Annotated in this window: 13 protein-coding genes; 5 read left to right on the top strand and 8 right to left on the bottom strand. The window is 70.6% G+C overall.

The genetic code is table 11. The annotated features are described in order from the left end of the window. Positions 1-3 precede the first annotated feature (3 nt). From RKD20_RS18315 to RKD20_RS18350, 8 genes are read right to left on the bottom strand one after another with little or no spacing between them, the layout of a single operon-like run. Positions 4-1,998, bottom strand: coding sequence for an NADH-quinone oxidoreductase subunit L (locus RKD20_RS18315; protein ID WP_424878644.1), 1,995 nt, complete (start codon positions 1,996-1,998; stop codon positions 4-6). Next, positions 1,995-2,411: an NADH-quinone oxidoreductase subunit NuoK gene (nuoK, locus tag RKD20_RS18320; protein ID WP_424878645.1), complete on the bottom strand. Its 417-nt coding sequence runs from the start codon at positions 2,409-2,411 to the stop codon at positions 1,995-1,997. Before nuoK ends, RKD20_RS18315 begins: the two co-directional genes overlap by 4 nt. After that, on the bottom strand, positions 2,411-3,139 hold the full coding sequence (locus RKD20_RS18325; protein WP_424878646.1) for an NADH-quinone oxidoreductase subunit J: 729 nt from the start codon (positions 3,137-3,139) through the stop codon (positions 2,411-2,413). Before RKD20_RS18325 ends, nuoK begins: the two co-directional genes overlap by 1 nt. Then, positions 3,136-3,705 (bottom strand): NuoI/complex I 23 kDa subunit family protein, encoded by a 570-nt coding sequence (locus tag RKD20_RS18330; RefSeq protein ID WP_020120538.1) that lies wholly within the window; start codon positions 3,703-3,705, stop codon positions 3,136-3,138. Before RKD20_RS18330 ends, RKD20_RS18325 begins: the two co-directional genes overlap by 4 nt. A 2-nt stretch (positions 3,706-3,707) precedes the next feature. Beyond that, on the bottom strand, positions 3,708-4,676 hold the full coding sequence (locus RKD20_RS18335) for a complex I subunit 1/NuoH family protein (RefSeq protein WP_020120539.1): 969 nt from the start codon (positions 4,674-4,676) through the stop codon (positions 3,708-3,710). Beyond that, positions 4,673-6,205: an NADH-quinone oxidoreductase subunit C gene (locus RKD20_RS18340; protein ID WP_424878647.1), complete on the bottom strand. Its 1,533-nt coding sequence runs from the start codon at positions 6,203-6,205 to the stop codon at positions 4,673-4,675. The genes RKD20_RS18335 and RKD20_RS18340 overlap by 4 nt, the downstream gene beginning before the upstream one ends. Continuing rightward, positions 6,202-6,867 carry an NADH-quinone oxidoreductase subunit B gene (locus tag RKD20_RS18345; protein ID WP_424878648.1) on the bottom strand — a complete coding sequence of 222 codons (666 nt, stop codon included), beginning with the start codon at positions 6,865-6,867 and terminating at the stop codon, positions 6,202-6,204. The genes RKD20_RS18340 and RKD20_RS18345 overlap by 4 nt, the downstream gene beginning before the upstream one ends. Next, positions 6,858-7,295, bottom strand: a complete 438-nt coding sequence (locus tag RKD20_RS18350; protein WP_424878649.1) for an NADH-quinone oxidoreductase subunit A — start codon at positions 7,293-7,295, stop codon at positions 6,858-6,860. The genes RKD20_RS18345 and RKD20_RS18350 overlap by 10 nt, the downstream gene beginning before the upstream one ends. Before the next feature lie 221 nt (positions 7,296-7,516). On the opposite strand from RKD20_RS18350, the gene RKD20_RS18355 reads away from it, so the two are divergent. From RKD20_RS18355 to RKD20_RS18375, 5 genes are all read left to right on the top strand, one after another. After that, entirely contained in the window at positions 7,517-8,740 is a 1,224-nt protein-coding gene (locus tag RKD20_RS18355; protein ID WP_424878650.1) for a sensor histidine kinase, read from the top strand. 130 nt (positions 8,741-8,870) lie between these two features. After that, the gene (locus RKD20_RS18360; protein WP_424878651.1) at positions 8,871-10,214 is read left to right on the top strand and encodes a sensor histidine kinase; all 1,344 of its coding nucleotides are present in this window, start codon (positions 8,871-8,873) and stop codon (positions 10,212-10,214) included. Positions 10,215-11,358: 1,144 nt separating this feature from the next. Further along, a complete protein-coding gene (locus tag RKD20_RS18365) occupies positions 11,359-12,018 on the top strand; it encodes a LuxR C-terminal-related transcriptional regulator (protein WP_424883257.1) in 660 nt (219 codons plus the stop codon). A 275-nt stretch (positions 12,019-12,293) separates the two neighbouring features. Then, a complete protein-coding gene (locus tag RKD20_RS18370) occupies positions 12,294-14,222 on the top strand; it encodes a 2-oxoacid:acceptor oxidoreductase subunit alpha (protein WP_424878652.1) in 1,929 nt (642 codons plus the stop codon). Then, positions 14,215-15,294 (top strand): 2-oxoacid:ferredoxin oxidoreductase subunit beta, encoded by a 1,080-nt coding sequence (locus RKD20_RS18375; protein ID WP_424878653.1) that lies wholly within the window; start codon positions 14,215-14,217, stop codon positions 15,292-15,294. The genes RKD20_RS18370 and RKD20_RS18375 overlap by 8 nt, the downstream gene beginning before the upstream one ends. Positions 15,295-15,436 lie beyond the last annotated feature (142 nt).

Consider the following 15,436-nt stretch of genomic DNA (forward strand, 5'->3'; position numbering starts at 1 on the left):
TGCTCACGCTCCCGTGGCGACGAGGACGACGGCTACCGTGAGGACGACGGTGCCGGCGAGCAGCGCGCTCACATAGGTCTGGAGATTGCCGGTCTGGGCGCGTCGCACGGCGCCGCCGAGCCCGCGGGGCAGTACTCCCGCGCCGCGCACGTAGGTCTCGACGACCTCGCGGTCCAGGAACCGGACGAGGTCGGCTCCGGCTTGGACCGGGCGGACGAAGAGGGCCGTGTACAGGGCGTCCAGGTGGAAGCCGACGGCCGCGTGGCGGTGCAGGGGCCCGAGCAGCAACCGTCCGGGGTCGGCGGGGTCGGGCGCGTAGGCCACATCTCCGTAGACGGGCTCATGGGCGGCGATGGCCTCGGCCTCGACGAGTCCGGCGTCGCTCTCGGGGTGGGCGGCGACCGCGCCGAGCGGGACGCGGGCCGCGACCGAGCTGGTGTGGCGCCAGGCCGCGTAGGTGACGATGCCGCCGATCAGGGCCACGCCCGTGCCGGCGACGGACGTGGTGAGGGTCGGGGTGAGGTCGCGGCCGTCGAACCAGTCGGGCAGCACGCGGTAGGCGAAGGCGCCAAGGGCGAGGGACGGGGCCGCGAGGACCCACAGGACCACGTTCATCGTCAGCGGCTGGCGGCCGTGGTCGGGGGCTTCGACACCCCGCCCGCAGAAGGTCAGCAGCCACAGACGGGTCGCGTACGCGGCGGTCAGCAGGGCGGTGAGCAGGCCGGCGACCAGAGTGATCCAGCCCGCGGCACCAGGAACGTGCTCCGAGTGGCCGGTGGCGACGTGCTCGGCGGCGCCGAGGACGGACTCCTTGGAGAAGAAGCCGCTGAAGGGCGGGATCGCGGCGAGCGCGAGGAGCGCCACGGTCATCGTCCAGAAGGCGTCGGGGACGCGGGCACGCAGGTCCTTCATGCGGGACATGGCGGCCAGTGAGTTGGTACCGGCGGCGTGGATGATCACGCCTGCCGCGAGGAACAGCAGCGCCTTGAAGGCGCCGTGGGACAGGAGGTGGAAGACGGCGGCACCGCGGTCGCCGACGGCCAGGGCGCCGGTCATGTAGCCGAGCTGGCCGATCGTCGAGTAGGCGAGGACGCGCTTGATGTCGTCCTGGGCGAGCGCGGCGAGACCGGAGCCGAGCATCGTGATGGCGGCCATGACGGCGAGGACCAGCATCGCGGCCTGTGAGGCCTCGAAGACCGGGAGGAGACGGGCGATGAAGTAGACACCGGCGGCGACCATCGTCGCGGCGTGGATCAGCGCGGAGACGGGCGTGGGGCCGGCCATGGCGTCGGGAAGCCAGGTGTGCAGGGGGAACTGCGCCGACTTGCCGGCCACACCCGCGAGCAGGAGCAGGGCGATCAGGGTCGGATGGTCAAGGCCGCCGTGCGCGACGGTGTCGAGGACCTTCGTGATCTGGAAGGAGCCGGCGTCGGTGGCCAGCGCGAACAGGCCGATCAGGAAGGGGACGTCACCGAGCTTGGTCACCAGGAAGGCTTTGAGGGAGGCGGCGCGGGCCTCCCGGGTCTCCCAGTAGTGGCCGACCAGGAAGTACGAGCAGATACCCATGATCTCCCAGCCGACCAGCAGCACGATCAGGTCGCCGGAGTAGACGACGAGCAGCATCGCGGAGGTGAAGAGGGAGACGAGAGCGGCGTACGAGGAGTAGCGCGGGTCGTCGCGCAGGTAGCCCGTCGAGTAGATCTGCACGCAGGTGGCGACGAAGCCGACGAGAACGGCGACGAGGGCGGCGAAGCCGTCGATGTTCAGGGCGAGTTCGATCGGGACCGAGCCGGTCGGGGTGAGTTCGGTGGCGGCGTTCACCGTCTGGTCGCCGCCCTGGCGGACGGCGACCACAACGGCGAGCGCGAGGGCGGCCAGGGGAGGCAGGACGGCGAGCGGACGGACGAATCCGGGGGCGGTGCGGCCCAGGAGCAGGCCGGCCGCGGCGCCCAGGAAGGGAAGGAGGGGGACGAGGACGGCGAGGGTGGTCGTGGTCACGCGGTGGCCTCAGCCTTCCCGGTCCGCCCGGATCCTGCGGCCTGGTCGGCCGGACGGGCTTCGCTGTCGGTGTCGTCACGGTCGTCGGGCTCGTGGCCCTCGGCCGTGTCGCGGAGTTTGTCGATGTCCGCGGTACCGCGGTTGCGGTGGACGGCGAGGACGATCGCGAGGCCGATGCCGATCTCGGCGGCGGCGATGGCGATGGTGAAGAGGGTGAGGGCCTGGCCGGAGTGCAGGGTCTCCTCGGCGGCGTTGCTGAGCCAGACGTCGAAGGCGACCAGGTTCAGGTTGACGGCGTTGAGCATCAGCTCGACCGACATCAGGACGAGGATCGCGTTGCGGCGGGCGAGGACGCCGTAGAGGCCGGTGCAGAAGAGGAGGGCGGAGAGCACGGCGGGATAGGCGAGGTGCATCAGCGGGCGCCTTCCTGCTCGGCGGACTCGGTTCCCTTGGCCGTTTCGGTTCCTCTGGTCGACGGGGTTTCCCTGGCCGATTTGGTTCCCGCGACCGGCCCATTTCGCCTGATCGGGTGATTACGGGAATCCGGGACGGATGGGGAACTACCGGTCGCGGCTCGGGAGTTCACAGGGGGAGAGCTCAACTCCGCCTTCGCCTTGCGGGACAGGACGATCGCGCCGACCAGTGCCGCGAGGAGCAGGACGGAAAGAGCCTCGAAGGGGAGGACCCAGTTCTGGAAGAGGCTCGCGCCGGTGGCCTCGGTGGATCCGGCGGCGGGGCCGTCCAGGTCGATCCAGGTGGTGCGGAAGGCGTCGGCGACCACCCAGACGAGAGCGGCCGCCGCGGCGAGGGCCACGACAAGGGCGGCCCAGCGGTTGCCGGAGTCGGCGTCCGGGGAGCGGCCGATGGGGGCCCTGGTGAGCATCAGACCGAACAGAAGGAGGACGACGACGGAACCCACATAGATGAGGACCTGCACCCAGGCGATGAACTCGGCGGTGAGCAGGAGGTATTCGACGGCGAGGCCGCCGAGGGCCACCACCAGCCACAGGGCGGCGTGCACCAGCTGCTTGGTGGTGACGGTGACGATCGCGGCGCCGAAGGTGACCAGGCCGACGAGCAGGAAGGCGATCTCGACGCCGGTCGGAGAGAGGAAGCCGTGCGCCTCCTGAGCGAGGGTCACGACTCTTCCCCCTGAGGGTCGGCCGGCGCGGTCGGCTCGGCCTGGGCCGCCGCCAGCTTCTCGGCGGTCTTGCGGGCGGTGCCGATCTCCTTCGGTTCCTCGGCTCCGGGGTCGAGGGCCGGTGGGGCCGGGACGGTCCACATCCACTCCCGGAGCTTGTCCCGCTCATGGGTGAGCTCGCGGATGTCGGTCTCGGCGTACTCGAACTCCGGGGACCAGAACAGGGCGTCGAAAGGACACACCTCGATGCAGATACCGCAGTACATGCAGAGGGAGAAGTCGATGGCGAAGCGGTCGAGGACGTTACGGCTGCGCTCGCGGCCACCGGGGGTCGCCGCCGGGACCGTCTCCTTGTGGGAGTCGATGTAGATGCACCAGTCGGGGCACTCACGGGCGCACAGCATGCAGACCGTGCAGTTCTCCTCGAAGAGGCCGATCACCCCGCGGGTACGGGGCGGGAGGTCGGGCTGGGCGTCGGGGTACTGCTCGGTGACGGTCTTCTTCGTCATCGTGCGCAGGGTGACGGCCAGGCCCTTGGCCAGACCCGAGCCAGGAATGGGGGCCATGGTTACTGGATCACCACCTTGACGATGCCGGTGAGGGCGATCTGGGCGAGGGAGAGGGGGACGAGGAGGGTCCAGGAGAGCTTCTGGAGCTGGTCCTCGCGCAGGCGGGGGTAGGTCACGCGGAGCCAGATGACGACGAAGGCGAGCACGGCCGTCTTGAGGAGGGTCCAGACCCAGCCGAGACCGTCGGCGCCCCAGGGCCCGTGCCAGCCGCCCAGGAACAGGACGGTGGTCAGGCCGCACAGGACGACGATTCCGGCGTACTCGGCGAGGAGGAACAGGGCGAAGCGCAGTCCGGTGTACTCGGTGTAGGCGCCGAAGATGATCTCCGAGTCGGCGACCGGCATGTCGAAGGGAGGGCGCTGGAGTTCGGCGAGGCCGGCGACGAAGAAGACGATCGCGCCGACGATCTGCCAGGGCAGCCACCACCACTCGAAGGCGTCGAGGATGCCGGGGAGGGAGACGGTTCCGGCCGCCATCGCCACCGAGGCGGCGGTGAGGAGCATCGGGAGCTCGTAGGCGAGGAGCTGTGCGGCGGTGCGCAGACCGCCGAGGAGGGAGAACTTGTTGGCGGAGGCCCAGCCGGCCATGAGGGAGCCGAGGACGCCCACGCCCATCACGGCGAGCACGAAGAACACGCCCGCGTCGACGACCTGGCCGACGGCGCCCTCACCGGGGCCGATCGGGATGGCGAGGAGGACGAGGAGGTAGGGCAGGAGGGCGACGGCGGGGGCGAGCTGGAAGACACGGCGGTCCGCGCCCGCGGGTACGACGTCTTCCTTCTGGGCGAACTTCACGCCGTCCGCGACGAGTTGGGCCCAACCGTGGAAGCCGCCGGCGTACATCGGGCCCAGGCGGCCCTGCATGTGGGCCATCACCTTGTGCTCGGTCTGGCCGATGATCAGGGGGAAGGTGAGGAAGACGACGAAGACGATCAGGAGTCGCAGGGCGACGTCGAGAGCGTCGTTCACTGCGGGCCTCCTGCGGGCTTGTCGGGGGTGGGGGGTTCGGGGGTGGAGGGCTTGTCCGGGGCCGGGGTCTCGGGCGCCGGGGTCTCGGGGGCCGGATCTTCTGAGGCCGAGGCCGAGGCCGTGGGGTCGGGGTTCGGGCCGGTGTCTTCGGGGCGGTCAGAGGGTCCAGAAGGTCCGGTGTCCTCGGGTGTGGCAGGCCGCTTCGAATCCGGGTCGTCGAAGGCCGGGCGGGCGTGGTGCCATGGCGCGTCCGGGCTGCGAGGAGTCGCGGGAGGCTTCGTCGAGGCGGTGCTCGGGCTCGCGTCGTCGGTCGACGGCTCGGAGCCGGTCGCGGTGGGCCTCTGACTCGCGGAACCGCCCGAGGCGGCACGTGACCGACGGGGCCCGGTGGGGGCACCGCCCGCTGCCGCTCCCGGAGGCTGCGCTGTGGGCGCATCCGACGCCGAGGCGTTGGACGCAGTGGTGGGCGCGTCAGGCGCCGGGGTCTCCGACTCGGGTGCGGGTGATCCCTTTGCCGGGGCATCCGGCGAGGACGCAGGCAAGCCCGTTGCCGGAGCCTCCGTCTCGGGCGCGCCGCCGGCCGGGGTCGCCGAACCGGCTCCGGCCCCGGTGTCGTCGGCTTCTGGTGCCGTCTGGCTGGCGGAGCCCTGTGCAGCGGTACGTGTACGCCGAGGGACAGCCGTCGGTGAGGGTGCGGCAGCATCCTCCGTCGCCCCGGGCGGGGTCTGACTCGCCGAGCCCTCTGCAGCCGAACGCGCCCGACGCGGACCAGCCCCCGCCGCACCCGCAGCGCCCGCCGCGCCCGACGACGCCTCCGCCTGACTCGCCGACCCCTCCGCCGCCGAGCGTGCCCGACGGGCCGGGCGGTCGGCTGCGGGTGGGCGTTCTCCGGGGGTGCGGGTGGGGCGTTCTCCCGGGGTGCGGGCTGGGCCGCGGGTCGGGCGGGTGGGGGCCGGGGGGAGTTGGCCCTTCAGGGGGCCCCATTCGTTCGGGTCGGGGACTCCTGGGGGGAGCATCTGGCGGCGCTTGGGGCCGCCGTGTTCGGACTCGCCCGGTTCCTTGGCGCCGGGCCAGGCCTTGGCGACGCGGGCGGCCAGGACGAAGTCCTTGCGGAGGGGGTGGCCCTCGAAGGTCTCCGGAAGCAGGAGGTGGTCCAGGGAGGGGTGGCCCTCGAAGGCGACGCCGAACATTTCGTGGGTCTCGCGCTCGTGCCAGGCGGCGCCCGCGTAGATGTCGACGGCGGTGGGCAGCACGGGCGTGTCGTGGGAGATCGTCGTGCGCAGGAGCAGGCGTCGTACCGGGGCGAGGGCCGCCACGTGGGCGGCCACGCGGAAGCCGGTGCCGGGTTCGTCGACGGCGCTGAGCCAGTCGAAGTAGGTGCAGCCCAGTTCGTCGCGGGCGACGCGCAGTGCGGTGAGCCAGCTCGTGGGCGGGACGTCCACCGTGAGGATCTCGTAGGACTCCTCGGCAGTGGCCTCGGGGCCGAAGAGTTCCTCGGCGGGGGCGGGGAGCCAGCCGACGGCGGTCACTGTGCGTCCCCCTCACCCGGAGTCGGCGAACCCGGACTCGGCGCCGGCGGCCTGACCAGCCCGCTCTGCAGCGCAGCCGTCGACGGGCGGGTCGTGGGCGTCCCGTACCGCTCCCCCAGCGACTCCCTCGCGATCTTCTCCTGGAGCTTCAGGATTCCCTGGAGCAGGGCCTCGGGGCGGGGCGGGCAGCCGGGGACGTAGACGTCGACGGGGATGATCTGGTCGACGCCCTTGGTGACGGAGTAGGAGTCCCAGTAGGGGCCCCCGCAGTTGCTGCACGCGCCGAAGGAGATGACGTACTTCGGCTCCGGCATCTGCTCGTACAGGCGCTTCACCGCGGGCGCCATCTTGTCCGTGACCGTGCCGGAGACGACCATCAGGTCGGCCTGGCGCGGGCCCGGAGCGAAGGGGATGACGCCGAGGCGGATGAAGTCGTGGCGGGCCATGGACGCGGCGATGAACTCGATGGCGCAGCAGGCGAGACCGAAGTTGAACACCCACAGGGAGTACCGGCGGCCCCAGTTGAGGATCACCTTCATCGGCTCGGGGGCGAGGCGGGCGAGGGCGCCCAGCCGCTTCGGCTCCGGGAGCAGAACGGGCTCCGTGGCGCCGGAGTCGGCCGGTGAGCCGGCAACGGTGTCGGCCGCGGGGTTCACGTCCATGCCAGGACACCCTTCTTGTACGCGTAGAGCAACCCAACGGCGAGGAAGCCGAGGAAGATGAACATCTCGACGAGGGTGGTCGCGCCGTAGCCGGGGGCCGCGAAGATCGTGGCCCAGGGGAACAGGAAGATCGAGTCGACGGCGAAGATGACGTAGAGGAAGGCGTAGACGTAGTAGCGGACCTGGGTGTGGGCCCAGCCCTCGCCGACGGGGTCGACTCCGCACTCGTAGGTCAGGAGCTTCTCGGGGGTCGGGACCACGGGTCGCAGCAGCCGGCCGGCGCCGAAGGCGACCGCGACGAACAGCACGCCGACGACGGCGAGCAATCCGACGACCGAGTACGACTGGAAGTAGTCCGCCGCGACGACGGTCGGATCGACGACGGTTGCATCGACGACGGTTGCATCGACGACGGTCGGTTCCGGCACGTCCGCCCCTCGCTCCCTGTGAACACGCTGAACACGTTGAAGACGCTGAACACCACTGTTCGACGATCTGTACGCACGGGAGTCTAGGCCCTGATAAAGAGACGGTAAGCAGCCCGTCACCCGAGGAAAGCCGTCCGAAAGGCCAAGGTGGGGTTTTCCCCAGCAAGCCGCGGCGGTCCGCCTCATGGCGCGCGGCCGTCTCGCGCGGCACGCTAGCCCATATGACCGAACGCCACTCGTCCCCGAGCCGTGCCGTGACCACCGGCAGACACGGCGGAACCGACGACGGCCGGCCGCCGCCGGCCCGTATCGCCTTCGACGCGCACACCTGGAAGGAGATCGCGCATCTCCTGGCGAATCTCCCGGTGTCGATCCTCGGCTTCGTCTACGTCGTGACAGTGCTCTTCACCGGCTTCTGGCTGACCGTCACCGTGATCGGGTTCCCGCTGCTCGCGGCGGGTCTGCTGGGCGCGCGGCAGCTGGGCAAGCTGGAACGGGCCCGGGCCCGGACGCTGCTCGGGGTGCGGGTGGACGAACCGAGCCCCCTGCCGTGGCGTACCAAGAACGGCGGCACCGGGTTCTTCGCCCAGCTGTGGATGGGGGTGAAGGACCCGGTGGGCTGGCGGACGGTGCTGTACGACTTCATCCGGCTGCCCTGGGGTGTGCTCACCTTCACCATCACGCTGACCTCGTTGTTCGTGCTGTGGCCGGTGCTGCCGTTCATCGCGCGGGGCCTGACCAACGTCGACCGGGCGATGGTGCGCGGTCTGCTGTCGCCCTCCGACGAGCTGGAACGGCGTATCGCGGAACTGGAGTCGGACCGCGGGGTCGTGGTGGACGCGGCCGCGTCCGACCTGCGGCGCATCGAGCGAGATCTGCACGACGGGGCGCAGGCCCGGCTGGTCAACCTGGCCATGGGCCTCGGCCTCGCGAAGGAGAAGCTCCTGGAGGACCCTGAGTACGCACAGGCGATGGTCGCGGAGGCGCACGGCGAGGTGAAGCTGGCGCTCCAGGAACTGCGGGATCTGGCGCGGGGCATCCATCCCGCCGTACTGACGGACCGCGGGCTCGACGCCGCCCTCTCGTCGGTCGCCTCGCGCTGCACGGTCCCGGTGAAGGTGACCGCCGACCTCGACGCGCGGCCGGTCCAGGCGATCGAGGGGATCGCCTACTTCACCGTCTCCGAGCTGCTCCAGAACATCAGCAAGCACAGTGGGGCGCGGTCGGCGTCGGTCGACGTGTGGCGGGCGGAGGACCGGCTGCTCATCCAGGTGTGGGACGACGGCCGCGGCGGCGCCGCACTCGACGGCGGCACCGGGATGCGCGGGCTCGCGGAGCGCCTTGACGCGGTCGACGGACTGTTCGTCATCGACTCCCCGCCGGGCGGCCCGACGGTCGTCACGGCGGAGCTGCCGTGGCGGGACCGGGTCCCGGAGCGGTCGTAGCACCAGGGGAAGGGGTGGGGAAAACCCCCCTTTCAAGAGGCCGATGGGCTCCATGGTCCGTTGAGCTGCGGCCCAGCAGGGTGGAGGTACGACACCACAGGCGCGGGACGAGAGAAGAAGGACGACGTCGATGGCCACGGACTACGGGTACGACAGTGGGCTCGGGTTCCCCGAGACAGTACGGCGGCACCGGGTGCCGGCCGGGCTGCGGGCGCCGTTCGAGGGGCGGACCTGGCGGGAGTTCGGCTATGTGCTGCTGAGCCTGCCGATCAGCATCGTGATGTTCACGTACGCCGTCACGATGATCTCGCTCGGCGCGGGCCTCCTCGTGACCTTCCTCGGGATTCCGGTCTTCGCGGCCGGGCTCGCCGGGTGCCGTGGGCTCGGGGCGATGGAGCGGGCGCGGGCGCGGGGACTGCTGGGTCTCGAGGTCGGCGATCCTGAGCCGCTGGCGATGCGGAAGCCCGGGTTCATGGCGTGGATCGGGGCGGTGCTCAAGAGCGGGACGTCGTGGCGCACGCTGCTGTACTCCGTGGTGCACCTGCCGTGGGCGATCTTCTCGTTCGCGGTCGCGGTGAACTTCTGGGTGTACGGCTGGGCGCTGCTGACGTATCCGCTGTGGTTCTGGGTCTTCCCGGCGTACGTCGGTCAGGACGGGCTGCAGCTCTACGGCGACGAGACCCACCACATCTATCTGAACAACCCGTTCGAGATCGGCGTGACCGCGCTGGTGGGACTTTTGTTCACGCTGGCCACGCCGTGGATCGTACGGGCGTTGACGACGGTGGACCGGGTGATGGTGCACGGGCTGCTGGGGCCGACCCGGCTGTCGGCGCGGGTGGTGGAGCTGGAGTCGGACCGGGGGGTCGTGGTGGATACGGCGGCCGCGGATCTTCGTCGGATCGAGCGGGATCTGCACGATGGTGCGCAGGCTCGGCTGGTGGCGCTGGCCATGGATCTGGGGCTGGCGAAGGAGAAGCTCACGGAGGATCCCGCGGCGGCGGCGCGGATGGTGGACGAAGCGCACGGCGAGGTGAAGACGGCGCTGCAGGAGCTGCGGGATCTGGCGCGGGGGATCCACCCGGCGGTGCTGACCGACCGGGGTCTTGACGCGGCGCTGTCGGCGGTGGCCTCTCGGTGCACGGTGCAGGTGCAGGTGGAGGTGGATCTGCCGGCCCGGCCGGCGCCGGCGATCGAGGGGATCGCGTACTTCACGGTGTCCGAGCTGCTGCAGAACATCAGCAAGCACTCCCGGGCGACGTTCGCCGCGGTGGATGTGTGGCGGGTGGAGGACCGGCTCATGCTGCAGGTCGTGGACAACGGGGTGGGCGGAGCCGACGTGTCCTCCGGGTCCGGCCTCACGGGGCTCGCGGAACGCCTGGACGCGGTGGACGGGATCCTGGTCGTCGACTCGCCCCTCGGCGGACCCACCCGGGTGACGGCGGAGCTGCCTTGGCGGAGCGAGCGGGTGTGACGGGGGGCGTTGTGAGGGCTGAGGGTGTGTGAGGAGTGAGGGGCGGTGGGGGTGTTGTCACCCCCACCGCCCCTTACTCACGCCCCTCCCCAAGGAATGTCGCCCCGCGCGGAGGGTTCGGCTGGGGTGCCGGCCGTGGATGTGGAGGCTGGCGCTGCGGCGGCCGGAGGCTGGATGGGCGGCTGCGCCGGGCGGGGGCCGGGCCGGAGCTGCCGCCTGGCCGTGGCTGCGCCCCGCAGCCGTCGGACCGCGCCGGGTCGAACCGGGCCTGCGGCCTGGCGGTGGCTGCACCTCGCAGAGGTCGGACCGCTGCGCAGAGGTCGGACCGCGCCGGGTCGAACCGGGCTTGAGCCGGACCGAAGCTGCGGCCTAGTCGGCGCTGGACCTGGGCCGGACCGGAAATGCCCCCAGGTCGGCGCCGGACCCGCACCGGACCGGAACAGCCGCCTGGCCGTGGCAGCACCCCGCAGCCGTCGGACCGCGCCGGGTCGAACCGGACCCGAACCGAACCAGAGCTGCCCCCAGGTCGGCGCCGGACCCGCACCGGACCGGAACAGCCGCCTGACCGTGGCAGCACCCCGCAGCCGCCGGACCGCACCGGGTCGAACCGGACCCGAACCGAACCAGAGCTGCCCCCAGGTCGGCGCCGGACCCGCACCGGACCGGAACAGCCGCCTGGCCGTGGCTGCACCGCGCAGCCGTCGGACCGCTGCGCAGAGGTCGGACCGGGCCTGCGGCCGGGCCAGGGCTGCGCCGCGCGGGCGCGGTGGGAAGGCTGGGCCGGCGGGGGCCGTCCCCGCGGACTCCGCCCAAGGGCTCGGCCCACTTGCCCAGGCCACCCCCGCAGGGCTTCGCTGCCGCCGCGCGTGCTCAGGCGCGCGGCCCCTCCACCACAGGGCCGGCGCCCCGCGCAAAGCCAAACGCCCCCACCCTCCCCCAAGCGACCGCCATCTCCCCCACCGCCTCCCCCACCGCGAAACATGGCCGGATCCCGAGCATCACCCCCCGTTCTCGGCTCTTTGTTCGGATTCCTGGGCCCTATTCCCGTGGCCCGCGCCCGCCCGCATCCGAATACTGGAATGCTGGACTTGTCCAGCAAGTGGGCAGGCAGTGGGCTGGGGGGCCGAGAGTCGTGGAGGACAGGGTGCGGGTGGTCATCGCCGAGGATTCAGTGCTGCTGAGGGAGGGCCTGACCCGGTTGCTGACCGACCGCGGGCACGACGTCGTGGCCGGTGTGGGCGACGGAGAGGCACTGATCAAGACCATCAGTGAGCTGGACGCCCAGGGCGAGCTGCCCGACGTCGTCGTCGCCGATGTGCGGATGCCCCCGACGCATACGGACGAGGGCGTGCGAGCCGCCGTACAACTGCGCAAGGCACATCCCGGACTCGGGGTACTCGTACTGTCGCAGTACGTGGAGGAGCGGTACGCCACCGAGCTGCTGGCCGGGTCCAGCCGCGGGGTGGGGTACCTGCTCAAGGACCGGGTCGCGGAGGTGCGTGAGTTCGTGGACGCGGTGGTGCGGGTGGCCGAGGGCGGCACCGCCCTGGACCCCGAGGTGGTCGCCCAGCTGCTGGGACGCAGCCGCAAGCAGGACGTGCTCGCCCATCTCACGCCCCGGGAACGGGAGGTCCTGGGACTCATGGCCGAGGGGCGCACCAATTCGGCGATCGCGCGGCAGCTCGTCGTGAGCGACGGGGCCGTGGAGAAGCACGTCAGCAACATCTTCCTGAAGCTCGGGCTGTCTCCGAGCGACGGGGACCACCGGCGGGTGCTGGCGGTGCTGACCTATCTGAACTCCTGACCGTCTGACACCGTGTCAGATATGAGGACGGCGGTCGGCGGGCGGGACGGAGAAGCCGCCCGGGACCGAGAACCGGAGAGCCACGAGGGAGCGTCTTCGAGGAAAGCGCCGGGGGGCGAGCAAATGATGACAAGCCAGGGCTTTGTAACGTCTCAAATCCACGTCCATCATGCGAATGGTCAAGGGAAGGCGACCCCTGCGGTCGTAGGGTTGATCCTGGGAAGGCCTGCGGGAAGGCCGCTCCCGAACAGCCGCCCAGAGGGAGGTCCAGTTCAGTGACCAGTCAGGTCAGCAGCTCAGCGGAGCAGGCCGACGAAGCCGTCGTGGGAGAGCAGCGCAAAGAGGCCGGCGTGAAGGACGTCCGCCGCCTCGACCGGGTGATCATTCGTTTCGCGGGCGACTCCGGTGACGGGATGCAGCTCACGGGTGACCGTTTCACCTCGGAGACGGCGTCCTTCGGCAACGACCTGTCCACCCTTCCCAACTTCCCCGCCGAGATCCGGGCCCCTGCCGGAACCCTGCCGGGGGTCTCCTCCTTCCAGCTCCACTTCGCCGACCACGACATCCTGACGCCGGGTGACGCGCCCAATGTGCTCGTGGCCATGAACCCGGCCGCCCTCAAGGCCAACATCGCCGACCTGCCGCGCGGTGCGGAGATCATCGTCAACACGGACGAGTTCACCAAACGGGCGATGCAGAAAGTGGGGTACGCGGCCTCGCCGCTGGAGGATGGCTCCCTCGACGGATACAGCCTTCATCCGGTCCCCCTGACCACGCTGACCGTCGAGGCCCTCAAGGATTTCGACCTCACTCGCAAAGAGGCCGAGCGCAGCAAGAACATGTTCGCGCTCGGCCTCTTGTCGTGGATGTACCACCGGCCCACCGAGGGCACGGAGAAGTTCCTGCGGACGAAGTTCGCGAAGAAGCCGGAGATCGCCGAGGCGAACCTGGCGGCGTACCGGGCCGGCTGGAACTTCGGCGAGACGACCGAGGACTTCGCCGTCTCCTACGAGATCGCCCCGGCCACGAAGGCGTTCCCGACCGGCACCTACAGGAACATCTCCGGGAACCTGGCGCTGTCCTACGGACTGGTCGCCGCGTCCCGCCAGGCGGACCTGCCGCTGTTCCTGGGCTCGTACCCGATCACCCCGGCCTCGGACATCCTGCACGAGCTGAGCAAGCACAAGAACTTCGGTGTACGGACCTTCCAGGCCGAGGACGAGATCGCGGGCATCGGCGCGGCGCTGGGCGCGGCCTTCGGCGGCTCTCTGGCGGTGACGACGACCTCCGGTCCCGGCGTGGCCCTGAAGTCGGAGACCATCGGGCTCGCGGTCTCCCTGGAGCTGCCGCTCCTGGTCATCGACATCCAGAGAGGCGGTCCGTCGACGGGTCTGCCGACCAAGACCGAGCAGGCGGACCTGCTGCAGGCGATGTTCGGGCGCAACGGCGAGGCGCCGGTGCCGATCGTCGCGCCCCGCACCCCGGCCGACTGCTTCGACGCGGCGCTGGAGGCGGCCCGGATCGCACTGACGTACCGCACGCCGGTGATGCTGCTCTCGGACGGCTACCTGGCCAACGGCTCCGAGCCCTGGCGGATCCCGGAGCTGGACGAACTCCCGGATCTGACCGTGCAGTTCGCGCAGGGCCCGAACCACACCCTGGACGACGGCACCGAGGTCTTCTGGCCCTACAAGCGCGACCCGCAGACCCTGGCCCGCCCCTGGGCCGTGCCCGGCACACCCGGCCTCGAACACCGCATCGGCGGGATCGAGAAGGAGGACGGGACGGGCAACATCTCCTACGCTCCGGCCAACCACGACTTCATGGTCCGCACCCGCCAGGCCAAGATCGACGGGATCGACGTACCGGATCTGGAAGTCGACGATCCGCACGAGGCGCGCACGCTGGTGCTGGGCTGGGGTTCGACGTACGGCCCCATCACGGCGGCGGCACGACGGCTGCGGACGGCCGGTGAGTCGATCGCGCAGGCCCATCTGCGCCACCTCAACCCCTTCCCGCGCAACCTGGGCACGGTGCTGAAGGCGTACGACAAGGTCGTCATCCCGGAGATGAACCTCGGGCAGCTCGCCATGCTGGTGCGGGCGAGGTACCTGGTCGACGCGCACAGCTACAACCAGGTCAACGGCATGCCGTTCAAGGCCGAACAGCTCGCCACGGCTCTCAAGGAGGCCATCGATGGCTGAGACGTCCACGGAAGGCACGGGCACGATCGAAGCGCTCCAGCTCGTCCCCAAGGCCGAGGCCCGCCAGAGCATGAAGGACTTCAAGAGCGATCAGGAAGTCCGCTGGTGCCCCGGCTGCGGTGACTACGCGATCCTCGCGGCGGTCCAGGGCTTCATGCCGGAGCTGGGGCTGGCCAAGGAGAACATCGTCTTCGTCTCGGGCATCGGCTGCTCGTCGCGGTTCCCCTACTACATGAACACGTACGGCATGCACTCCATCCACGGGCGGGCGCCGGCGATCGCGACAGGTCTCGCGGCCTCGCGCCGGGATCTGTCGGTGTGGGTGGTGACGGGTGACGGCGACGCCCTGTCCATCGGCGGCAACCACCTGATCCACGCCCTGCGGCGCAACGTCAACCTGAAGATCCTGCTGTTCAACAACCGGATCTACGGCCTCACGAAGGGGCAGTACTCCCCCACCTCCGAGGTCGGCAAGATCACGAAGTCGACGCCGATGGGGTCGCTGGATGCGCCCTTCAACCCGGTGTCCCTGGCGATCGGCGCGGAGGCGTCCTTCGTGGCCCGGACGGTGGACTCGGACCGCAAGCACCTCACGTCGGTGCTGCGGGAGGCGGCCGCCCACCCCGGCACCGCGCTGATCGAGATCTACCAGAACTGCAACATCTTCAACGACGGCGCCTTCGAGGCCCTCAAGGACAAGCAGCAGGCCGATGAGGCGGTGATCCGCCTCGAACACGGGCAGCCGATCCGCTTCGGCACGGACCTGTCCAAGGGCGTGGTCCGGGACGCGGCGACGGGCGATCTGAAAGTGGTGCCGGTGACTCCGTCGAACGAGGCGGAGATCCTCGTCCACGACGCGCACGCGTCGTCCCCGACGACCGCCTTCGCCCTGTCCCGCCTGGCCGACCCGGACACGCTCCATCACACCCCGATCGGCGTTCTGCGCTCGGTGGACCGGCCGGTGTACGACACGCAGATGGCGGACCAGCTGGATACGGCCATTGAGCAGAACGGCAAGGGGGATCTGGGGGCGTTGTTGGCGGGGGGCGACACCTGGACCGTGGTGGGCTGACCGGCGCGGCATACAGAGGGCCCGGATGCGTCAGCCCAGCGTCCGGGCCCTTCACTGTCCACAATGCCTCGGTCCGGTCGGTGCCGATGACCGCGAAGCTTCCGTCGCTCAGCTCGAAGAGGCCCGGACAGGTCTCCATCGC

It is taken from the genome of Streptomyces sp. SLBN-8D4 (assembly GCF_049739545.1).
Lineage (GTDB): Bacteria > Actinomycetota > Actinomycetes > Streptomycetales > Streptomycetaceae > Streptomyces > Streptomyces canus_C.